This window comes from endosymbiont of Riftia pachyptila (vent Ph05), from assembly GCF_000224455.1.
Classification (GTDB): domain Bacteria; phylum Pseudomonadota; class Gammaproteobacteria; order Chromatiales; family Chromatiaceae; genus Endoriftia; species Endoriftia persephonae.
Window position 1 is genome coordinate 1 of the sequence record NZ_AFOC01000076.1, and the last position, 19,240, is coordinate 19,240.

Annotated in this window: 25 protein-coding genes and 1 pseudogene; 19 read left to right on the forward strand and 7 right to left on the reverse strand. The window is 60.1% G+C overall.

Translation table 11 applies throughout. The features are described 5' to 3' along the window. Positions 1-151: 151 nt before the first annotated feature. From RIFP1SYM_RS11780 to RIFP1SYM_RS11800, 6 genes are all read left to right on the forward strand, one after another. Complete coding sequence (locus RIFP1SYM_RS11780; protein WP_006474494.1) at positions 152-466, forward strand: MTH1187 family thiamine-binding protein; 315 nt, start codon at positions 152-154, stop codon at positions 464-466. A gap of 6 nt (positions 467-472) precedes the next feature. Further along, a complete protein-coding gene (locus RIFP1SYM_RS11785) occupies positions 473-991 on the forward strand; it encodes a pyridoxamine 5'-phosphate oxidase family protein (RefSeq protein ID WP_005964884.1) in 519 nt (172 codons plus the stop codon). Between the two features lie 118 nt (positions 992-1,109). After that, positions 1,110-1,409, forward strand: coding sequence for a TusE/DsrC/DsvC family sulfur relay protein (locus tag RIFP1SYM_RS11790; protein ID WP_006474496.1), 300 nt, complete (start codon positions 1,110-1,112; stop codon positions 1,407-1,409). 204 nt (positions 1,410-1,613) lie between these two features. Then, on the forward strand, positions 1,614-2,420 hold the full coding sequence (locus RIFP1SYM_RS16530; protein ID WP_005964889.1) for an SUMF1/EgtB/PvdO family nonheme iron enzyme: 807 nt from the start codon (positions 1,614-1,616) through the stop codon (positions 2,418-2,420). Beyond that, complete coding sequence (locus tag RIFP1SYM_RS16535; protein WP_005964892.1) at positions 2,420-2,812, forward strand: SUMF1/EgtB/PvdO family nonheme iron enzyme; 393 nt, start codon at positions 2,420-2,422, stop codon at positions 2,810-2,812. Before RIFP1SYM_RS16530 ends, RIFP1SYM_RS16535 begins: the two co-directional genes overlap by 1 nt. A gap of 131 nt (positions 2,813-2,943) precedes the next feature. Next, positions 2,944-3,183, forward strand: coding sequence for a hypothetical protein (locus tag RIFP1SYM_RS11800; RefSeq protein WP_005964895.1), 240 nt, complete (start codon positions 2,944-2,946; stop codon positions 3,181-3,183). A gap of 3 nt (positions 3,184-3,186) precedes the next feature. Here RIFP1SYM_RS11800 and nadC read toward each other — a convergent pair whose 3' ends face one another. The 3 genes from nadC to RIFP1SYM_RS11815 form a co-directional block, all read right to left on the reverse strand. Then, on the reverse strand, positions 3,187-4,026 hold the full coding sequence (nadC, locus tag RIFP1SYM_RS11805) for a carboxylating nicotinate-nucleotide diphosphorylase (protein ID WP_006474499.1): 840 nt from the start codon (positions 4,024-4,026) through the stop codon (positions 3,187-3,189). Between the two features lie 5 nt (positions 4,027-4,031). Then, positions 4,032-4,376: an FKBP-type peptidyl-prolyl cis-trans isomerase gene (locus RIFP1SYM_RS11810; protein ID WP_006474500.1), complete on the reverse strand. Its 345-nt coding sequence runs from the start codon at positions 4,374-4,376 to the stop codon at positions 4,032-4,034. Between the two features lie 113 nt (positions 4,377-4,489). Beyond that, positions 4,490-6,763, reverse strand: coding sequence for a DUF1631 domain-containing protein (locus tag RIFP1SYM_RS11815; RefSeq protein WP_005964904.1), 2,274 nt, complete (start codon positions 6,761-6,763; stop codon positions 4,490-4,492). A 509-nt stretch (positions 6,764-7,272) separates the two neighbouring features. Between RIFP1SYM_RS11815 and RIFP1SYM_RS11820 the strand changes: the two genes are divergently transcribed. The 5 genes from RIFP1SYM_RS11820 to ampD are packed head-to-tail and all read left to right on the forward strand — an operon-like array spanning position 7,273 to position 10,104. After that, complete coding sequence (locus tag RIFP1SYM_RS11820; RefSeq protein WP_006474502.1) at positions 7,273-8,004, forward strand: DUF1538 domain-containing protein; 732 nt, start codon at positions 7,273-7,275, stop codon at positions 8,002-8,004. Further along, complete coding sequence (locus RIFP1SYM_RS11825) at positions 8,004-8,768, forward strand: DUF1538 domain-containing protein (protein ID WP_005964910.1); 765 nt, start codon at positions 8,004-8,006, stop codon at positions 8,766-8,768. Before RIFP1SYM_RS11820 ends, RIFP1SYM_RS11825 begins: the two co-directional genes overlap by 1 nt. Positions 8,769-8,787: 19 nt before the next feature. After that, positions 8,788-9,138: a P-II family nitrogen regulator gene (locus RIFP1SYM_RS11830; RefSeq protein WP_006474504.1), complete on the forward strand. Its 351-nt coding sequence runs from the start codon at positions 8,788-8,790 to the stop codon at positions 9,136-9,138. Continuing rightward, positions 9,135-9,542: a CBS domain-containing protein gene (locus tag RIFP1SYM_RS11835; RefSeq protein ID WP_005964916.1), complete on the forward strand. Its 408-nt coding sequence runs from the start codon at positions 9,135-9,137 to the stop codon at positions 9,540-9,542. The genes RIFP1SYM_RS11830 and RIFP1SYM_RS11835 overlap by 4 nt, the downstream gene beginning before the upstream one ends. 4 nt (positions 9,543-9,546) lie before the next feature. Next, positions 9,547-10,104 carry a 1,6-anhydro-N-acetylmuramyl-L-alanine amidase AmpD gene (gene ampD / locus RIFP1SYM_RS11840; protein ID WP_005964919.1) on the forward strand — a complete coding sequence of 186 codons (558 nt, stop codon included), beginning with the start codon at positions 9,547-9,549 and terminating at the stop codon, positions 10,102-10,104. 6 nt (positions 10,105-10,110) lie between these two features. Here the strand turns inward: ampD and RIFP1SYM_RS11845 are convergent, their stop codons facing one another. The 4 genes from RIFP1SYM_RS11845 to RIFP1SYM_RS11855 all read right to left on the reverse strand — a co-directional run bounded on the left by RIFP1SYM_RS11845 (position 10,111) and on the right by RIFP1SYM_RS11855 (position 12,890). Beyond that, positions 10,111-10,797: a general secretion pathway protein GspB gene (locus RIFP1SYM_RS11845; protein WP_005964922.1), complete on the reverse strand. Its 687-nt coding sequence runs from the start codon at positions 10,795-10,797 to the stop codon at positions 10,111-10,113. A 1-nt stretch (position 10,798) separates the two neighbouring features. Then, complete coding sequence (locus tag RIFP1SYM_RS16540) at positions 10,799-11,629, reverse strand: peptidoglycan-binding protein (protein ID WP_050798760.1); 831 nt, start codon at positions 11,627-11,629, stop codon at positions 10,799-10,801. Between the two features lie 118 nt (positions 11,630-11,747). After that, a complete protein-coding gene (locus tag RIFP1SYM_RS16545) occupies positions 11,748-12,467 on the reverse strand; it encodes an ExeA family protein (protein ID WP_005964929.1) in 720 nt (239 codons plus the stop codon). 9 nt (positions 12,468-12,476) lie between these two features. Then, a complete protein-coding gene (locus tag RIFP1SYM_RS11855) occupies positions 12,477-12,890 on the reverse strand; it encodes a tetratricopeptide repeat protein (protein ID WP_006474508.1) in 414 nt (137 codons plus the stop codon). Between the two features lie 209 nt (positions 12,891-13,099). On the opposite strand from RIFP1SYM_RS11855, the gene RIFP1SYM_RS11860 reads away from it, so the two are divergent. From RIFP1SYM_RS11860 to RIFP1SYM_RS11890, 8 genes and pseudogenes are all read left to right on the forward strand, one after another. Then, positions 13,100-13,351, forward strand: a complete 252-nt coding sequence (locus RIFP1SYM_RS11860; protein WP_006474509.1) for a DUF1289 domain-containing protein — start codon at positions 13,100-13,102, stop codon at positions 13,349-13,351. 78 nt (positions 13,352-13,429) lie between these two features. Further along, positions 13,430-14,329, forward strand: coding sequence for a sulfurtransferase (locus RIFP1SYM_RS11865; RefSeq protein ID WP_039960388.1), 900 nt, complete (start codon positions 13,430-13,432; stop codon positions 14,327-14,329). A gap of 2 nt (positions 14,330-14,331) precedes the next feature. Continuing rightward, entirely contained in the window at positions 14,332-14,601 is a 270-nt protein-coding gene (locus RIFP1SYM_RS11870; protein WP_005964942.1) for a peroxiredoxin family protein, read from the forward strand. 136 nt (positions 14,602-14,737) lie between these two features. After that, complete coding sequence (locus tag RIFP1SYM_RS11875; RefSeq protein ID WP_005964945.1) at positions 14,738-14,878, forward strand: TlpA family protein disulfide reductase; 141 nt, start codon at positions 14,738-14,740, stop codon at positions 14,876-14,878. Positions 14,879-14,978: 100 nt separating this feature from the next. Continuing rightward, positions 14,979-15,484 (forward strand): annotated as a pseudogene (locus RIFP1SYM_RS18215) (DUF255 domain-containing protein); the annotation flags it as partial. Positions 15,485-16,918: 1,434 nt separating this feature from the next. Beyond that, entirely contained in the window at positions 16,919-17,281 is a 363-nt protein-coding gene (locus RIFP1SYM_RS18220; RefSeq protein ID WP_240992103.1) for a protein-disulfide reductase DsbD domain-containing protein, read from the forward strand. Between the two features lie 124 nt (positions 17,282-17,405). After that, positions 17,406-18,623, forward strand: coding sequence for a response regulator (locus RIFP1SYM_RS11885; protein ID WP_039960391.1), 1,218 nt, complete (start codon positions 17,406-17,408; stop codon positions 18,621-18,623). Between the two features lie 171 nt (positions 18,624-18,794). After that, a partial coding sequence (locus tag RIFP1SYM_RS11890) for an SH3 domain-containing protein (RefSeq protein ID WP_039960392.1) occupies positions 18,795-19,240 on the forward strand: 446 nt, incomplete at its 3' end.

Below are 19,240 nucleotides of genomic sequence, written 5' to 3' on the forward strand. Positions count from 1 at the left end.
CCCACCCAAACAGAACCCTGTGAACATTTGTGAACTGCGCAGTCCGGGCCTGATCAGGCCTGGCCTCAGGCTACCAAGGATGAATTTAGCCGTTTGCACCCGACACTGGCCGCCGTTTAGAGTAGCCTGCGAACAACGGAGGGCAGTGAAAGTGTCGGTACTACTGGAATTCAGCATGTTTCCCACCGATCAGGGGGAGAGCGTCAGCGAGCAGGTCAGCCAGGTGATCGCCATGATCCGCGACAGCGGCGTCGACTATCAGCTAACACCGATGGGCACCATTATCGAGACCGCCGAGCTGGGCGATGCGCTGGCCCTGGTGGAGCGTGCCTATCAGCTGCTCGAGCGCCAGGGTTGCCGACGTGTCTACTCCTCACTCAAGCTGGATATCCGCCAGGGAAAAGATCAACGTCTGGCGCAGAAGATCCGTTCGGTGGAGGAGAAAATTGGCACGGTTAGGAGTTGAGCAACCATGACCAGGCCTCAACCGCCCACGGAGCCGAGCAGCCCCTCTGCCACACCACAGCAGTTGCAGTTGGCCCACCAACTCTGGCAGGAGAGTCGCAGCGGCATCCTCTCGACCCGCTCCTTGGAGCACAAAGGCTACCCATTCGGCTCACTGGCCCCCTACTCTCTCGATCGTCAGGGCCGGCCGCTGCTGCTACTCGCCCATCTGGCACAACACACCCGCAACCTGCAGGCTGAGCCCGGCTGCTCGCTGACTCTGGTTGAGCCAGGCCAGGGGGATGTGCAGCAGCTGGCGCGGCTCACCGCGCTGGCCCGCGCCGAGGCCATCAACTCCCCCTCAGAAGCACTACTGGAGCGCCATTTCCACCACTATCCTGACAGCCGCCCCTATTTCGAACAGCTCAACTTCCGTTTCTACCGGCTGATCCCTGAGCGCTTCTACTTCGTCGGCGGTTTCGGTGCGGCGCGCTGGTTCAACACGGGGCAGATCCTGGACGAAAACAAGCCGACCGAGCAGGGCTGACTGCTCAAAAAATAATTCCACATTAAGTTAATGGTAGATATAACCAGACCAAATACTTTAGAATTCATCTAAATCCTGACTAAATTAGTTGGTTATAACCTATCCTGGAGTATTGAGCATGAGCATTGAAATCCCTACACGCGACGGCGACGGCTATCTGACCGACATGAATCTCTGGACACCAGAGATCGCCAAGGCAATGGCCGAAGCGGACGACTTCGACCTCTCTGGTGAGCGCTGGGAACAGATGCTGAAAGCCCGCGAGTACTACGAAGAGCACTCAACAGTGCCGCCGATCCGCAAGTTTTCCAAATACCTGGGAGCCAACCAGAAAGAGATGTTCAAGCTCTGGTTGACCGGCCCAATGAAGCCGATCACCAAATATGGCGGCCTGCCCAAGCCGACCGGCTGCGTCTGATCCCTTCCCAGACCGATGAGAGACTCCAGCTTGGCATGCGCAAACAAGCTGGAATCTCTCACATCAACCCGCACCCATCTTCCTCTCGCGACCGACCTGAATAACAGACCACCAGGATCTCTCCTGAGTGGTATCCGGCCAATTTCCGATCCCTGTGCCGTTCCGCTACCATAGCGGGTTGCAACAGACACGGAGACGCCTCGCATGACCGCACCCTCCATACTGGGAACCCTCAGCAACCTCTACGAGATGCAGGACGAACTGCTGGCATCGGTAACGCCTGAAGAGGCCAAACGTCAGTACCATCCGCAATTGGGTTCGCTCAACTGGCTGTTTGGGCGTGGCGTCTATCTGGAACTCTACTGGCTGCGGGAGCAGCTCGCCGGTGACGACAGCCTCACACAGCGCGTCAGCCAGCTCTTCACTCCTGGCGATCTCTCTCTCGAGGCGCAGTGCGCCCAGCTCCCCCCCAGCGACCACCTGCGCAACTGGGCCGCAGAGGTCCGCGACGACCATCTGATGCGCCTCGCCAACCCCAGCATGCTGGGTTCCAGTCCACTACTGGAGAACGAGCGACTGCAGTGGTTTCTGGTGCAGGAACAGGCCAAGCTCTACGAGCAGATGCTGCTGGTGCTCAACCAGCGCCAGCTGCAGCTGGCCGCACCGGACCACCAGACCAAGCATCCGCTGCAACCCAGGCCAATCGAGTGGCAGACCAAGGAGTTGTCGCAGGGCCACTATCGCATCGGCTCACGCCATCTGCCCTCCGCCTACGATAATGAACTACCACCTCAGTTAGTGGAGCTGAGCAGCTTCCGTATCGCTCTGTCACCAGTCAGCAATGGCCAATACCTTGCGTTCATGCAGGCCGGCGGCTACGCCACGCCCGAAACTGGGACAAGGCAGGCAGCAACTGGCTGGCGCAAACCGACTGCAAGGCACCCGAGTATTGGCGCCATGACGCCAACGGGAACTGGTACCAGATCGGCCTCAATGGCGCCATCGATCTGATGGCCGATGAACCGCTTGCCGGCATCAACCGCCATGAGGCGCGCGCCTTCGCCGCTTGGGTCTCGTCCCAAGGCAAGCCCTACGAGGGCGCTGTGGTACAGCACGAATACCAGTGGGAGATAGCAGTCCGCACCAAGGTGCTGCGCGACTTCGGCCGTAGTTGGGAGTGGTGTAAAAACGACTTTCACGGCTACCCCGAGTTCCAGCCCTTCCCTGACGAGAGCGTCTCCAGCAGTGCCTTCACACCGGATATGGGGGTATTGCGAGGCGGCTCGCTACACACCCAGCGAGTGCTACGGCGCAGCAGTTTTCGCCAGAGCGCCCCCCCCGACCAGCGATTTCAGCTGAGTGGTCTGCGACTGGTATTTCCAGCACTGCACCGCTGGACCTGACGAGGAGACCTGCCAGGCGAAGCGCTTTCCCTGCCTTACTCACAAAAGTCACAATCTTACCCGCAGCCACTCAAGATCAAGCCCGGCTTGCCGGCATAGGGGATGAAACAGGTGATGGGGGGTGGCAAAGCATGCCCATTCAATCGATCGTCACACCGGCATTGCAGGGAATCCAGCGCAGCTTACAGGGAATGCGCCGGGTCGCCGCCAGCATCAGCAATGCCACTCCGGGCAACAAGACAGCTAACCCCAGCGATCTCTCACGCGCCCTGCTCGAGATGAAACAGCACGCCCATCAAAGCAGTGCCGCTGTGCAAGTGATCAAGCACGCGGATGAGACGCTCGGTACGCTACTCGACGAGAAGGCCTGAGCATTAGATAAATAGCATCGACAGATCAACAGCAACCAGATCCTTGGTGAGGCCTCCCACCGAGATATCATCCACACCAGTCTCGGCAATCTGCCGGATCGTCTCCAGCGTCACCCCGCCAGAAGCCTCCAGGCGAACCTGCCCAGCACTCAGGGCGACCGCCTCCCGCAGCTGCGGTAGCGGAAAATTGTCCAACAACACCCGTGCGGCACCGGCCGCCAGCGCCTGTTGCAGTTCATCCAAAGACTCTACCTCGATCTCGATCGGGATCCCTTCGGCAACGCTGGCAACTGCTGCCTCCAGTGCGGCTTCGATCGAGCCGGCCGCCCGGATATGGTTCTCTTTGATCAGGATGGCATCGTAGAGGCCGATGCGGTGGTTGCTGCAGCCGCCACAGACCACTGCATACTTCTGCTGCAAGCGCAGTCCCGGCAGGGTCTTGCGGGTATCAAGAATGCGCACCCCAGTACCGGCGACCTGCTCGGCGTAGCGCCGCGCCAGGGTCGCCGTGCCCGACAGGGTCTGCAGATAGTTCAGCGCCGTACGCTCGCCGCTGAGCAGACTACGGGTGTCACCCTGCAGACGACAGACCGTCGCACCGGCCTGCAACCGCTCGCCATCTGCTGCCAGCCACTCGATCTCGATGGCCGGATTGAGCTGCCTGAAGGTCTCGTCAAACCAGGCGCAGCCACACAACACCGCCTGTTCACGACAGATCACCTCCACCCGGGAGACCGAACCGGCATCGATCAGCAATGCGGTGAGATCACCGCACCCCAGGTCTTCCTCCAGTGCCAGCGCAACCTGGGCGGAGATCAATCGGGATTGTGGCAACTCCGGCATAGGGTTCAATCCACCGCCAGCAGTTCTACCTCGAACACCAGTGTCGCATTGGGTGGAATCACCCCGCCTGCCCCGGCGGCACCATAGCCGAGCTGCGGCGGGATCGTCAGCTTACGCCTGCCGCCCACCTTCATTCCGGCAACCCCTTCATCCCAGCCACGGATCACCATGCCGCGCCCGAGCGAGAAGCTGAATGGCTGGTTGCGATCCAGGGAGGAGTCGAATTTGCTGCCATCAGTCAGCCAGCCCGTATAGTGCACCGAAACCCGCTGCCCATTCTCTGCAGCAGCACCATCGCCCTCCTGCAGGTCTTCGTATTTCAGACCGGAATCGGTGATCTTATCGCTCATTGAGTTCTCCATCTGTCTAGTGGCAAAAGGTGATTGATGATCGATCACCCCGCTACCGGGGTGCTCGAGGATGGGCAGGGAAAGTAAAACCAGGACGAGAAAGAGTCAACCAGTCAGGCCGATACCGCGCCTTCACGAGTATCGTGCAGGGCGCCCAACATTGCATCCAGCGCCCGATCCATAATCGGCATCGAGCCATCGCTCAGCATTCGGGCTGAACCTTCGCGAAAACGCGCAGCAAGCCCCTGCACGGTCAGGTCGAGGGCCTTCACGCCCTTACGGTTGACGAAAATGTAGGCATCACTCACATCGCTCTTCCAGGAGAGCTTCACCCTTAGCTTGCCATCCCCCTGCTTCTGATCCATCTCCAGCCAGGTACCGACCTCCAGATTCTCGGCAATCTCGGTAAATTCGTCATGGGGCACCGAGGGCGTTTCGATTACCTCCGAATCGGCCAGCAGTGAGCTGGTCTCTAACAGGCGGCTGTCCGGGAAGCTGACCTGCTTTTCTGCCACCGCCATCGCCGTATTGACCGGCGAAGGCAACTCTTTGCCGCGCAGACAAGAGATATGACAATTCTGCAACTCCTTAAAAAGGCGCGCCATCTTATGTTGGTCAAAGGAGATGCTGTTGAGGCGTTCACGCAAGTTACGCAGCAGCTCAGGAATATTCCGCAGCAACTCCTGGCGCTCCGCATACTCCTCTTTGGGGCGTACGCTCCAGAGAAGTTTATCGACTATCTCCAGCGACTCCTTCCAATCATCGCTGTCGGGGCCCTGGCGCAGGTAGTTGAGCAGCATGACATCCTTCCATCCATCCTTCAGCAGTGCGATCACCACATGGGGAATGACTGGCTGCATCTGCAGGCGAGAGTTGATCTCCTCGGTCACCCTCAGCTTGGCCGCCCGTAACTGCTCCTTGCCGCGACTAACCTGGGTGGTGCGCTGCTCCGCAATGTCGGCGCCTCGCTGCTCCTTCTCCCACCATTTTGAGAAGTCATCGTTGAGTTCAGTAAAGATCGCGGGGTCATCCACGAACTCGGTTAATATCGCTTTGACCACCGACTCGATCTTCTGGTAGAGCAGATCGCTCTTCCGATCGCTGGCCTCATTCCAGCCGATCGCTGCCTGTGCCAGATTATTGAGCAACTGTCTGGCAGGGTGGACCTTTTTGCTGAAAAAGGTCTTGTCGATGATCGCGACCTTCAGCATCGGAATCTGCAAGCGGCTCAACAGCGCCTTCATCGCATCGGGCAGGCTGTGATCGTCGAGGATGAACTCGAACAGCATCGAGATTACATCGATGGTGTCGTTATCCATATCGCCCAACGCGCGCTGGACCTCGCTGCCATCGCGCATGCGTAGATCGGAATCCAGGCGGCGGCGCAGATCATCCTGATGCTGCTCTGCGGCGCCAAATGGCACCATCACCACATTCGACTGCTGCAACGCAGAGAGCGCCCCCAACAGCTCTACTGTATCTACACTTGGCAGCGACACGCCGCCGACTCCACCAGCCGCCGGATATGACGAACTTCCCCGACGGTTGGCCAACAGCCCCTGCAGCCGTTCAAACACCTCCGCCTGCAGCTCATCCACCTCTTCGCTGAGCTCGGAATCACCGTGCAGATCATGCTTGGCCTGTTTGACCGCAGGGGCGACCGGATTGCGCCGTACCCGCGGAGTCAGCTTGGCGATCACCCCGGCCTTGCCAAGCAGCAGGTTCAGTTCGTCATAGAGCCCACCAACATAGTGCATCACCTGTTTGTCAAACTGCTTGTAGATGATCAGTTTCACCGGCAGTTCGACTGGCAGACTGCGCAACGACTCCTGAAAGGCGGTGCAGATCACCGCCGGGGCGAGCGGGTTATTCTGGCTCGACACCTCATCGGCCAGATTGGCGATGTGGGCAAAGCGCCGCCCCAGGGCATAGAGTTCACGGGAGTAACGGTTCTCGCCCTTGGAGATCATGTTGACCAGTGCCAGTGAATCCTCCAGCTCATTATCGTCGAGCAGCGACATCTCCGATTCACGGCTCAATTCGTCGAAAGAGCGCTGCGATACATCAACCTCACCCGTCTCCCAAAAACGATCGTAGCGATCCAGCACCTCACGGCAGAATTCGCGGTCGATACGCACGCGATCCTTGCGCAGGTCACGCATGGTGTTGAAATAGGTGCTTTGAAGGGAGTTGTGTTCGGATTTATCGGCAAGCTCATACATCGCATCGTCGAGCTTCTCAAACAGCCCCGCCATCAACTGAGGGAGCATCTTGACGACTAGTTTTCGACACGCATCGATAAGCCTGCGGCTATTCGCGTCCAGAGAGATCCGACGTTTTGGGCTCTCTTGCCCGTCGAAAGAGATGATGTTGTCTTGCCGTTGCATAATGCAATACGCTTCTGGTCTCAGCTACCTGGATCAACTAAAAAGGCCTACCATATCCGTTGCTTAGACACTTTCGGGAATACTAATCCAACTGTTGTTGTGTGACTGCGATTGGCCTCACAGATAATTGAAGCCAGACCAGCAAGCTCCCTGATCCTGTCGTCGGTTCGCACAAAATTAGCATTTTGCCGTAGGGCATTCAATGCTGTACCTACTACTTACTATCGCCCATTCAGCGGATCACTTAAGCCGCCCCCCCGATAAACGGCCTCCAGCAACACAAATCGTAGTTGATATTGTGGCCAAGATCGCATCTCAGAGAAGCCAGCCCGAGGCTTCCTAGTAACCACCAAGCCTGCCATTGACACCAGAGCCTTCCCGGAACAGCCTGACTAGGGAGTCTCTGAACGAATCATGGGCGCCTGCCGCACCAACAATACCCAAACAAGGTTAACATGCGCCCCTCCCCTGGGGTATGGTTTTGCCAACATTTGCCAGACGCCCCACACATGCAGACCATCCAACTACTCGTCGCCTCACTACTCGACAGCACCAGGGATCTGTTGCCGATTGTTCTGGTGATCGCCTTTTTCCAGATGGTAGTGCTGCAGCAGCCAATCCCCAACCTGGGCAGCCTGCTTGGCGGCACCCTGCTGGTGGTGTTGGGGCTCAGCCTGTTCATCCACGGACTGAAGATCGGGCTGTTTCCGCTCGGCGAAGCGATGGCATGGGATTTCGCCCGCAAGGGCAGCCTGCTATGGCTACTGCTGTTCGCCTTTGCCCTCGGCTTTGGCACCACGGTGGCCGAACCCGCCCTGATTAAGATCGCCCAGGAGGCCGCCGAGGTCGCTGCGGGGGGCGGCATGATCGTCAATGAGGAGGCAGCCAAAGCCGACTACGCCGGCGGCCTGCGCTACACCGTGGCACTCTCAGTGGGCATAGCCATCATGCTTGGCGTGTTGCGCATTATCAAGGGCTGGCCGGTGCAGTACCTGATCATCGGTGGCTATCTCGGTGTTGTCATCATGACCGCCTTCGCCCCCAAGGAGATCATCGGCATCGCCTACGATTCAGGCGGCGTCACCACCTCCACCATCACCGTACCGCTGGTGACCGCGCTGGGAGTGGGACTCGCCTCCAGCATCCAGGGGCGCAACCCGATGACTGACGGCTTCGGCCTGATCGCCTTCGCCTCACTGACGCCGATGATTTTCGTCATGGGTTACGGGATGCTGCTCTGATGGAGATGCTGCTCCATCTGCTGCAGACTCTGCTCGGCACAGTGGTCGATGTGCTGCCGATCGCCGCCATCCTGTTTGGCTTCCAGTTCCTGGTGCTGCGCCGCCCGCTGTTCAACGCAAAGCAGGTCTTGATGGGGTTCATGCTGGTGCTGCTGGGGCTGGCGCTATTCCTCGAGGGCCTCGACCTGGCTCTGTTCCCGCTCGGCAGACTGATGGCCGTTCAGCTGACCGATCCGGTCTTCCTTGGCCTCGACGAGGACGGCCAGATCGATTGGCATCACTATCTCTGGGTCTATCTCTTCGCCGCCGCCATCGGTTTCTCCACCACCATCGCCGAACCTTCACTGATCGCCGTCGCGATCAAGGCGAACCAGGTCTCTGGCGGCGCCATCAGCGAATGGGGGCTGCGCATCGCGGTAGCGATCGGAGTGGCGGCAGGCATCGCGCTTGGCAGCTACCGTATCATCAGCGGCACCCCGCTACACTGGTACATAATCAGCGGCTATATCGTGGTGATCGGCCAGACCCTGTATGCACCACGCACCATCATCGCCCTCGCCTACGACTCCGGGGGCGTCACCACCTCGACGGTGACAGTACCGCTGGTAGCAGCGCTGGGGCTGGGTCTATCGAGCAGCATCCCCGGCCGTAGTCCGCTGCTCGACGGCTTCGGCCTGATCGCCTTCGCCAGCCTATTCCCGATCATGTCGGTGATGGCCTATGCCCAGCTCAGCGAGTGGTGGGGCAAACGCAAACACGGTTAACTCGTCCAGGAAAATAGAGATGCGATTCAAACTCATCATTGCTCTGGTGGAAGACAGCGAGACCAACGCCGTACTGGAGGCAGCACGCAAAGCAGGCGCCACCGGCTCCACCGTCATCAATCAGGCCCGCGGTGAGGGCGTGAAGCAGGCTAAGACCTTCTTCGGCCTTACCCTGGAGACCCAGCGCGACATGGTACTGCTGATGGTGGAGGAGCACCTCAGCCGCACCATCCTGGAGCGGATCGCCGAGGCCGGCCACTTCGACGAGCGCCCCGGCACCGGCATCGCCTTCCAGCTCAACATCGAGGACGCCGTCGGCGTCAGTCACCAGATCCAGACTCTGGCCCAGGTCATCGAGGAGGAGATATGAACAACAAACAAATCACCCGCATCCGGGATGTGATGAAGACCCATTTTGATTTGGTCGACGGCATGGATACCGTAAAGTCCGCCCTGCAGACCATGATCCACGTAGAAACCAAGTGTCTGCTGGTAAAAAAACGCCACGAAAACGACGAGTACGGCATGGTGATGCTGTCGGACATCGCCAGAGAGGTGCTGGCGAAGGATCGCGCCCCAGAACGGGTCAACATCTATGAAATCATGAGCAAGCCGGTGCTCACCGTCTCACCGGAGATGGACATCCGCTACTGCGCGCGCCTGTTTGCCCGCTTCGACCTGTCGCGTGCGCCAGTGGTGGAGCAGCATGGCGAGATCGTCGGCATCGTCAGCTTCACCGACATGGTGCTGAAAGGGCTGAAGAAGAGCAACTGAGGCGGTGCTTGATCTGGAGCAGAACGGCGACGACTGGATCGACTGGGCACGGCACTGCCCCTCACCCAACCAGGATGCACGCCCGGAAGACTGCATCATCGACCTGCTGGTGATCCACAACATCAGCCTGCCCCCCGGTGAGTTCGGCGGCCCCTGGATCGACGCCCTCTTCAGCAACCAGTTGCCGGCAGCGGCCCACCCCTTCTTCGCGGAGATCGCCACGCTGCAGGTCTCCAGCCACCTGCTGATTCGCCGCGATGGCGAACTGGTGCAGTATGTGCCGCTGCAGCGACGCGCCTGGCACGCCGGCGTCTCCTGCTTCGATGGCCGCGAACGCTGCAACGACTTCTCCATCGGCATTGAACTGGAGGGCACCGACCAGACCCCCTACAGCGACCCACAGTACACCAGCCTGGCACGCGCCAGCCGGGAGATCATGCAGCACTACCCGGCCATTACCCCGGAGCGGATTGCCGGCCACGCCGACATCGCCCCAGAGCGCAAGAGTGACCCAGGCCCGGCCTTCGACTGGTCACGCTACCGGCGAATGCTCGATCAGTAGCGCCGGCTACTGGTTGCCGATCGGCAACACAAACCGCTCTCCCAGATACTCCAGCACCACCCCATCGGTGAGGATCTCGTCGAGCAGCGGACCTTCGCTGAGATAGTCACCTTCACGGTACTTCTGCAGATTGATCAACACATAACGTCGTGCTGCCTGCTCATCGAAGAAGTGGATGTCGATATTCAGCTCCGGCAGGTTCTGCGTAAAGCCGGCTGACAACTCACTCAGCTGTTTGGGTCTCGGCCGAGGTTTGGAGGCCACTGCCGGCGGGCTGCCCAACGGCTCGCCTGAAGCAACCGACGCCGGCGCCTCTTCCGTTGCCTCAACGCTGGCTGGCTGCGCTGGCTGAATCTCCGGTACCGCTGCAACCGGCGGTGTTGGCTGGGCAACGGCAGGTCCGTCTGGCGGCAGCATGGAGCGCAACGCAGACGGCCTCTGCTGCGGGTCCGCGGCAGGCGGCTGCCACTCACTGCCGGACGCAGTCTCATAGGGCGTAGGCTCCAAAGGCTCGCTGTCACCGAGATAGAGCCCCAGCGCCAACATGCCGAACGCCACCAGAAACAGCAGCGCATAGATCAGCCCACGCCCAACCCCAGGATCAATGCGGTGCATACGTCCACCCAGACGCGGCACCTCTCCCAAACGGTGCTGGCGTTCCGCTTTCTTCAGCGCATCCAGAATCAGCGACATGCTACTCCCCTTCCACCAAGCTCACGCCTGTCAGCGTCGGCGTTCCCACCATCAGCTGCAGATTGTTGAGTTGAATCTGGGTCTTCTGTCCAGCCACCCCGTCGGGCTTCAGGCCTGTTCGCAGCTGGTACTCCCGCAGCTGCACCCCAAGTTCTTCATCAAACTGCTGCGACACTCCATCGGCACTCAATTTAATCCCGTTTGACAGCGCCAGACGCCGCCGCAACCAAGTCACCAGTGGCCCATCGCTACCCGGGCCAATCAGCGCCTCACCAGCATGAGGGCGCCACAACATGGTGAATTCGCCCCGCCAGAGCGGTGCGATCTCACTCCGCAATACCGCTCTCTCCCCAGCACCATAATCAACAATCGCCTGCTCTCCATGCAACGCCTTCAGCAGCAGATAACGTTTCTCTCCCGCCACATTGAGGTACAAAAGCGCTGGACGATTCAGCCGCTCCAGATCCTCCCATCCCGCCACATCGGTAAAGCAGCGCAGCCCCAGCTCCTTTGCATACTCACAAGGCTGCAGGGCGAGGCCATCAGTCAGAGAGAAGCCCCAGAGCGCAAACAGGCGCGCATGCGCCGCCCACTCACCATCATCGGTTTGACTGATGTGTTCACTCAGCGACGCTTCCGAACCATCCCCCTCTGCCCTGGAATCCAGCGGCCCGGCCTCATGCTGTGGTTGCTCCCCGCTCTCCATCGTTTCTGCTGATACCGGCAGCTCCGGGACGACATGCAACTGCTGCGACTCCAATTTCAGTGGACCAATCAGCGGCGCCAACCACCAGCTGGCGCCACCAACCACGCCCAGCAGCAAGCCAAGCATCCACACCTTCGACCACCGCCTCCTACGTTTCCGTCCCCTGATCTCTTTCGCCGCCCGCCACACCAGCCGCACGCCGGCGCGGCGCGCATCGGTGGCGAAGATCGCCAGCAGGGCTCGTTCACAAAATCGTATTGATGATGCGCGGCACGCCGCCCGAGAGCGAGTAGGTCAGCCACATCCCCGCCGTGGTAAACAGATGCTCACTAACACCAGCCACCTCAAGCCGGTGGCGGATATAGTCGGAGGTCTCTTTGCGGCTCAGGGGCGAGAGGTGGAAACGTGCAGTGATGCGCTGGGCGACCTGGCGCAACTCCCGCTGTTCCAGCATCTGCTGTAGCTCGGGCTGCCCCACCAGGATGATCCGCAGCAGCTTGTGGCGCGCTGTCTCCAGGTTGGTCAGCATGCGCACCGTCTCCAGCACCCGCGGGCTGAGATTCTGCGCCTCATCCACCACCAGCACGGTGTTGCGCCCGGCGGTATGGGCCTCGAGCAGATGTCGGGTCAGGTTGTCGATCAGCTGTTTCAGCGAGTAGGGCGGCCCCGTGTAGCTGATCCCCAGCTCGTCGCAGATCGCCGCGAGAAACGCCCGACGGGAGAGTTTTGGATTAAAAATCAGAGCGAATTCGACATTCTCAAGATGCTGCTCCAGCAGGCTGCGTACCAGCATTGTCTTGCCGGTACCCACCTCGCCGGTGAGCTGAACGAAACCGCCATTGGGCCCGACCCCATAGATCAAGTGGGCAAGGCTCTCCTCATGACCGCGACTGAGAAACAGGTAGCGGGGATCGGGAGTGATGGAAAAGGGGTTCTCCTTGAAACCGAAGTCGCTGAATTTCATATCAGCAAATTACTCGCACTCGACATCGGCCTCATTGGTCGATTCATTGATCTTCTCGGCCTGCTGCAGCCAGTGGATCGCCTGCTTTTCGTCCCGCAGCACATCCTTTCCAGAGATATACATATTGCCCAGCTCATTGGCCGCTAGGTAGGAGCCATTGTTGGCCGCCTCCTTGAGCCATTCCACCCCGCGGTCGACCTTCTTGCGGACGCCCTTGCCATGCAGATAGAGCAGCCCCAGCTCATACTGGGCCTTGGGGCTGCCGTCCCGCGCCAACCGCAGATACTTCCTGAACGCCTTATCATAATCCCCAGCCAACAACGCCGCCTCCGCCTCGTCAAAGGCATCCTGCTCTGCCGCCGCCCCCAGTGGCACCAGCACCAGGACCAACAACATCAGAAATACCGCTGTTCGCTTGAGCATCACAAACCCCTTCAGATTTTGAGTCTATTATGTCACACAGGCGGCCCAACAGCGCCCCCGTGTGCGCTGCACGGTATAAGGATATTCACTGCTTTTCAATGCGATGCAAGAAAAGCCGCCCCTCCCTACCTACCGCTTGCAGGGTGTTTATCCCACTCGCCTCGGCTGTCAGAATAGCGCCTCACTTTCCCACGACACCGGAGGCTTCCATGAAATTCAATCCCTGCCAAGGCGGCAACAACTGCACCCAGGACGGCACCCACTGCCAGGGCTGTGGCCGCAGCCACGAGGAGATCGCGGCCACCGGCCAGCTGGTCGATACACTGCTGGAATTCGCCAACAAGATGGAGTACGAAAACGTCGATGAGTTCCTGATGGCCGTGGCGCAAAAAGCCGCCGGCAAACATCGCATGATGCAGATGAACGCCAGCGGCATCGGCGGTATCAGCATCAGCTCCTGAGTCCGCTCCGAGGGGAACCTGGTGGTTCCCCTCGGTGTCTCATCCTCACTCCCTCCAACCCAGAAGAAAAAAACACCAATGAAAATCCGACTGCTGACCGGCCTGCTGCTTGCGTTCACCCTCACACCGCTGTTCGCCACCCCCCTGGTGGATGCCGAATGGCTCAATGCCCACCTCAAGGATGAAAACCTGGTGGTGCTCGACCTGCAGGACCGCAACAGCTACCAGCGCTACCACGTACCCGGCGCGGTCAATAGCAACTATGGCGACTGGCGTCAGACATCACCCAAAGGCACGCCCCAGCTAATGACGCCACCAGCCCGGCTGGAGCAGTTGATCGGCAGCCTCGGCATCGACAACGACAGCCAGGTGGTGCTGGTAGTGATGGGTTCCGGGGCCGGCGACATGGCCAGCGCCACCCGCATCTACTGGACCTTCAAGGCCCTCGGCCACGACCAAGTTTCGATCCTCGACGGCGGCCTGATCAACTATGCCAACAAGCGCGTCTATCCACTGCAGAAGGGGCTCAACCAACCCAAGCCAAAGGCCTTCAAAGCAAAACTGCGCACGGCGTTCCGGCCTGATAGCCAGACCGTCAAGGCGGCCCTGGAAAATGGTGCGCTGGCGGTAGACAACCGCAGCCGTGCCGAGTATCTCGGCATCTACCGGGGCGGCGACAAAGAGCGCCCGGGCAGCCTGCCGCAGGCCATCCATCTCGCCTACGACTGGCTCACCGTCAACGGCGGCGGCCAGTTCCAGAGCCTCGACAACCTGAAGAAGATCTACGCCGCCGCCGGTGTGCCGCTGCAGGGCAAACAGATCAACTACTGCCACACTGGACACCGCGCCGCACTGGGCTGGTTCGTCTCCCATGAACTGCTAGGCAACGAAGAAGCCCAGCTCTACGACGGTTCCACCGCCGAATGGGCCAAAGATGCCAACCTGCCGATGGAACAGAAAGTCCAGCTCGAATTCTAAAGGTGGCGTGCGATGCGGCAGCCCCCCTCTACCCGCTGCTCGGCCTGCTGTTTTTAATTATGGCCGGCAGCGCCCTTGGCAGTGGCAAGCCCACCCCTGAATGGCAGATCAGCGAGTGGATCAACGGCGAGGGCACCAGCCTGGCTGAGCTACGCGGCAAGGTGGTGGTGATCGACTTCTTCCAGCTCTGGTGCCCCGGCTGCAACAGCTTCTCTGGGCCGCTGATGCGGCGCTGGGGAGAGAAGTACCGGCACCAGATCGAACCGTACTGATCGGCATCCACACCGTGTTCGAGGGCCACAATTACCACCCCCCAGAGCGCCTACGCCGCTATCTCAAAGAGAAAGAGATCCACCATCTGATCGGCATCGACCATCACCAACCCGGCAAGGAGAGATCCCCGAGACCATGAAGCGATTCCAGACCCGCGGCACCCCGGAGATGGCGATCATCGACCAGCAGGGCATCATACGGCTGCAGAAATTCGGCAGTTTTAGTCCGGTGATGGGCGAGCAGTTGATCGATAGACTGCTGGCAGAGGGAGCCTAAACCGATGCATACCAAACTCCTCGCCGCACTACTGCTCACCCTTTCCTGGCAGGCGTTCGGCGCGGAGGGGCGCCCAACCCACTACCAGGTGACACGCCCAATGCAGATCCAACAACAACTCAAAGCCGCCTACCTCGCCAAGGGAGTCGGCTACCGCCCACGCACAGAGCACCTCGAAGCGGACGGCTCACCACGCTACCTCAACCGCCTGATCCTCGAAGACTCCCCCTACCTGTTGCAACACGCCCACAACCCGGTCGACTGGTACCCCTGGGGCGAAGCGGCCTTCGCCAAGGCGAAGCGGGAGAACAAACCAATCTTCCTCTCCATCGGCTACTCCACCTGCCACTGGTGCCATGTGATGGAACGGGAGAGCTTCGAGAATGAGTCGATCGCCCGCTTCCTCAACGAGCACTTCATCGCCATCAAAGTGGACCGCGAAAGCCACCCCGATATCGACGAGACCTACATGACCGCGGTGATGCTGATGACCGGTCCGGCGGCTGGCCGATGTCGAGCCTGCTGACCCCCGAGGGCAAACCCTTCTTCGGCGGCACCTACTTCCCGCCGCAGCAGTTTGCCAGCGTCCTGCAGCAGATACAGACCATCTGGGAAGAGCGCCCCGAAGACACCCGCCAGCAGGCCGAGCGGGTTGCCAAGGCAGTCGAGGCAGCCAACAGCCAGCGCGGCAAGGCCAAGGCGCTCGACTCCCAGGCCGCCGACAAGGCGGTGGCGCAAATGCTGCGCAGCTTCGACGAGCTACAGGGCGGCTTCAGCCAGGCCCCCAAATTCCCCCATGAACCCTGGCTCTTCCTGCTGCTCGACCAGCTGCAGCGCCAGCCTCATCCAGAGGCGCTGCAGGCGCTCGAGGTCACCCTCGACGCGATGGCCCGCGGCGGCATCTATGACCAGGCCGGCGGCGGCTTCCACCGCTACTCCACCGACAACGAGTGGCTGGTGCCCCACTTCGAGAAGATGCTCTACAATCAGGCGCAGCTGGCGCGGATCTATCTGCTCGCCTGGCGCCTCACCGGCAAAGAGCAATATCGCCGGGTGGTGACCCAGACCCTCGACTATGTGCTGCGCGAAATGACCGCCCCCAGCGGTGGTTTCTATTCTGCTACGGATGCCGACAGCGCCGGCGAAGAGGGGCTGTTTTTCACCTGGATCCCGGCGGAGATCCGCGATGCCCTAGAGCCCCGCGATGCTGGCCTGGCGATCGAACTCTACGCCATCAGCGAGCGCGGCAACTTCGAGGGGCGCAACATCCTGCATCTGCCACAGAGCTTGGAGGAGTACGCCGAGACCAAGTCGATGAACCTCGAAGCGCTACACCAGCGCATCGACCATATCAATCAGGTGCTGAGACAGATCCGCGAACAGCGCGAGCACCCGCTACGCGATAACAAAATCGTCACCGCCTGGAACGGCATGATGATCACTGCCTTCGCCCAAGCCGCCGATCTGCTCGATTCAGACAGCTACCGCCAGGCCGCCGAACGGGCCGCCGAATTCCTCTGGCAGCACAATCGCAAAGGCGCCGGCCAGCTCTGGCGGGTCCATCTCGACGGCAAATCCTCCATCTCCGCCAACCAGGAGGACTACGCCTACCTCGGCGAGGGACTGAGCTATCTCTACGACCTGACCGGCGACCCAAAATGGCTGAGCCGAAGCCGCGAGCTGGCCGATGCGATGCTCGCCCGCTTTCAGGAGAAGGATGGTGGTTTCTACATGAGCGAGGCAGGGGAAGACCATTTTAACGCCATGGGCCGACCGCGCGACGGCGGCTCCGACAACGCCATCGCCTCTGGCAGTTCGGTGGCGCTGCATCTGCTGCAGCGGCTCTGGCTACGCAGCGGCCACCTAGATTATAAAACCGCCGCAGAGAGCCTGATCGCCTACTTCGCCGCCAACATCGAACGGCAACCCAACGGCTACACTTACATGCTCAGCGCGGTCGACAATCTCAACCAGGGCGAACGCACCCATCGCGGCTACGCTGCCCTCGGCGGCATCCGCCTTGAGGCTGGGCTCAAACCCATGAGTGACAACAAACAGCTGCTCGAGCTGGCTATCCAGATCCCCGAAGGCTGGCATATCAATGCCCACCACCCCCTCGGCGAGTCACTGATCCCCACTGAGCTGCGCCTGGCCAACAACCAGCACGAGTGGCACATGGCCCCGGTCACCTATCCCTCGCCAGTGCAGCAAAAGCTCGCCTTCCAGCACGACCCTCTGCTGGTCTATGAAGGCAATATCCAACTCCAGGCGACGCTGGAGCACAAGCGCACGCCGGGGAACGGCGGTGCCACGCTATTGGATCTGGAGCTTCAGCTGCAGGCCTGCAGCGACGAGGTCTGTCTGCCGCCGGAAACCATCCAGCTGCAACCGATTATGCGCTGATCTAGTTCGCCCCGACTCAAGGGGCACGGTCAGGTCAAGTCTTGGGCGGATCAACCGCTACCCATCTACAGAGCGAGGTGCTTCAAACCGGATCCGGCCCCTTATTTGCCGAAGAAAGACAAGCATGTCAGACAAGATCAATGTCCTCATCATCGACGACGACAGATTCGTCCAGAAACTGATCAGCAAGACCCTGGCGGCAAGCGGGCTGTCGACCAGAACGGCGGATGACGGCGAGTCGGGCATCGCGATCGCCCAGCAAGAGCAGCCGGATCTCATCCTGCTCGATGTGGAGATGCCGGGCATCAACGGCTATGAGGTCTGCGACCGACTGCGCAGTCTGCCGGAGACCCAGGATATCCCTGTGGTCTTCCTCTCCTCCCACGGCACGCTCAGGGAACGCCTGCAGGGCTACGAGGTCGGCGCTGATGACTATCTGGTCAAACCCTTCGAGGCAGAACACCTGCTGGCCCGCATCAATGTGCTGATGCGCTACGGCGCCGAACGCAAAGAACTGAGCCAACGCTACCAGCAGGCGCAGCAGACCGCCATCATCGCCATCACCGGCACCAGCGAACTGGCTCAGGCGATGCATTTTCTGGAGAAGAGCCTCAGCTACTCCAACTTCGATGAGATCGCCCAAGGGCTGTTCAACACCACCACTCGTTTCTCACTGGAGTGCGTACTACTGATCAGCGCCAATGATGAGCTGCACTGGTTCTCCTCCCAAGGCAGCATCAGTCCGCTGGAAAAAGAGCTGATCGAGATGAACGACAAGGAGAGTCGCTTTTTCGATTTTGGCGCCCGCACCATCATCAACTTCCCTCAGGCCAGCCTACTCGTCAAAAACATGCCGCTGGAGGATATGGATCGCTACGGGCGTTTGAAAGATCTGTTCCCGATCCTGCTCTCGGCGGTCAACACCAAGATCAATGTACTCGCCACCCAGGCAGCGCTGACTCAGCAAAACCATGAACTGCTACGCTCATTCAGCCAGATCCGCGGCAGCCTCTATCACCTGGCCAAAACTATCCTGGTCAACCGCGACCACAGCAACAAGCTGCTGCAGGATCTGGTCCACGACATCAGCTACGACATGATGCGCATGGGGCTGGAGGAGGATCAGGAGGAGTATCTGCTCCACCGCATCGACAGCGCCATCGAAGAGGCGATGCAGCAGATGGATGCCGGGCAAGAGATCAGCGAAGTCTTCTACACTATCAACCACAATCTGAAGAGCGTCATCAGCAACCAAGAGAGCCTGGTGCAGGCGTTCATCAGCAGCCAGGCATCCGAATCGACCGAGCAGTCGGAGGATGATTCGGGCATCGAGCTGTTTTAGACACGCCTCCAAGACTTGTAAGATAGCCGCCTCTTGGCTATTCAATAATAGAGAACAAAAACATCATGAAGGGTCCGCTGCACCCAGCCTCACCGCAACGATCGGCCACTCCGCCCGCAATCCTATCCACTAGGACCACCCGCTCGCCGGGCCACAACAAAGGAGCGCTCCATGATCGGTACCATTACCGCTTCACGGCTGAATATCCGCGCCCAACCCAGCCAGCAGGGGAGAAAGCTGGGCGAGTACTCCCTGGGCACTCTGATCGACATCACCGGCGAACGGTCGGGTTGGTTCGAGGTCCTCTACCAGGGCCAACCAGCATTTTTACATGCCGATTATGTCGATCTGGTCGAGCAACCATCGCGCCTCATCGGCCGTGTCACCGCCAACCTGCTCAACGTGCGCCAGCAGCCTGACAGCAACAGCGCCATACTCGGCACCCTGACGGCGGGCAACCGGGTCGAGCTGCTCGCCCAGCTGGAGGGCTGGCTGGAGGTCGAGTTCAATCAGGGCAACGCCTATGTCGCCCGCGAATATGTCGATTTGCACCCGCGCGAGGCGCCCCAGCAGGGCGTGGTCGATGCGAATCTGCTGCACGTCCGCAGTCAGGCCTC

What these genes read in the sequence shown, in the direction of transcription:
- RIFP1SYM_RS11785 (WP_005964884.1), top strand. Translation starts at nt 473, where the DNA reads ATGACCAGGCCTCAACCGCCCACGGAGCCGAGCAGCCCCTCTGCCACA.
- RIFP1SYM_RS11790 (WP_006474496.1), top strand. Translation starts at nt 1,110, where the DNA reads ATGAGCATTGAAATCCCTACACGCGACGGCGACGGCTATCTGACCGAC.
- RIFP1SYM_RS16530 (WP_005964889.1), top strand. Translation starts at nt 1,614, where the DNA reads ATGACCGCACCCTCCATACTGGGAACCCTCAGCAACCTCTACGAGATG.
- RIFP1SYM_RS16535 (WP_005964892.1), top strand. Translation starts at nt 2,420, where the DNA reads ATGGCCGATGAACCGCTTGCCGGCATCAACCGCCATGAGGCGCGCGCC.
- RIFP1SYM_RS11800 (WP_005964895.1), top strand. Translation starts at nt 2,944, where the DNA reads ATGCCCATTCAATCGATCGTCACACCGGCATTGCAGGGAATCCAGCGC.
- nadC (WP_006474499.1), bottom strand. Translation starts at nt 4,026, where the DNA reads ATGCCGGAGTTGCCACAATCCCGATTGATCTCCGCCCAGGTTGCGCTG.
- RIFP1SYM_RS11810 (WP_006474500.1), bottom strand. Translation starts at nt 4,376, where the DNA reads ATGAGCGATAAGATCACCGATTCCGGTCTGAAATACGAAGACCTGCAG.
- RIFP1SYM_RS11815 (WP_005964904.1), bottom strand. Translation starts at nt 6,763, where the DNA reads ATGCAACGGCAAGACAACATCATCTCTTTCGACGGGCAAGAGAGCCCA.
- RIFP1SYM_RS11820 (WP_006474502.1), top strand. Translation starts at nt 7,273, where the DNA reads ATGCAGACCATCCAACTACTCGTCGCCTCACTACTCGACAGCACCAGG.
- RIFP1SYM_RS11825 (WP_005964910.1), top strand. Translation starts at nt 8,004, where the DNA reads ATGGAGATGCTGCTCCATCTGCTGCAGACTCTGCTCGGCACAGTGGTC.
- RIFP1SYM_RS11830 (WP_006474504.1), top strand. Translation starts at nt 8,788, where the DNA reads ATGCGATTCAAACTCATCATTGCTCTGGTGGAAGACAGCGAGACCAAC.
- RIFP1SYM_RS11835 (WP_005964916.1), top strand. Translation starts at nt 9,135, where the DNA reads ATGAACAACAAACAAATCACCCGCATCCGGGATGTGATGAAGACCCAT.
- RIFP1SYM_RS11845 (WP_005964922.1), bottom strand. Translation starts at nt 10,797, where the DNA reads ATGTCGCTGATTCTGGATGCGCTGAAGAAAGCGGAACGCCAGCACCGT.
- RIFP1SYM_RS16540 (WP_050798760.1), bottom strand. Translation starts at nt 11,629, where the DNA reads ATGCTTGGCTTGCTGCTGGGCGTGGTTGGTGGCGCCAGCTGGTGGTTG.
- RIFP1SYM_RS16545 (WP_005964929.1), bottom strand. Translation starts at nt 12,467, where the DNA reads ATGAAATTCAGCGACTTCGGTTTCAAGGAGAACCCCTTTTCCATCACT.
- RIFP1SYM_RS11855 (WP_006474508.1), bottom strand. Translation starts at nt 12,890, where the DNA reads ATGCTCAAGCGAACAGCGGTATTTCTGATGTTGTTGGTCCTGGTGCTG.
- RIFP1SYM_RS11860 (WP_006474509.1), top strand. Translation starts at nt 13,100, where the DNA reads ATGAAATTCAATCCCTGCCAAGGCGGCAACAACTGCACCCAGGACGGC.
- RIFP1SYM_RS11865 (WP_039960388.1), top strand. Translation starts at nt 13,430, where the DNA reads ATGAAAATCCGACTGCTGACCGGCCTGCTGCTTGCGTTCACCCTCACA.
- RIFP1SYM_RS11875 (WP_005964945.1), top strand. Translation starts at nt 14,738, where the DNA reads ATGAAGCGATTCCAGACCCGCGGCACCCCGGAGATGGCGATCATCGAC.
- RIFP1SYM_RS18220 (WP_240992103.1), top strand. Translation starts at nt 16,919, where the DNA reads ATGAGTGACAACAAACAGCTGCTCGAGCTGGCTATCCAGATCCCCGAA.
- RIFP1SYM_RS11885 (WP_039960391.1), top strand. Translation starts at nt 17,406, where the DNA reads ATGTCAGACAAGATCAATGTCCTCATCATCGACGACGACAGATTCGTC.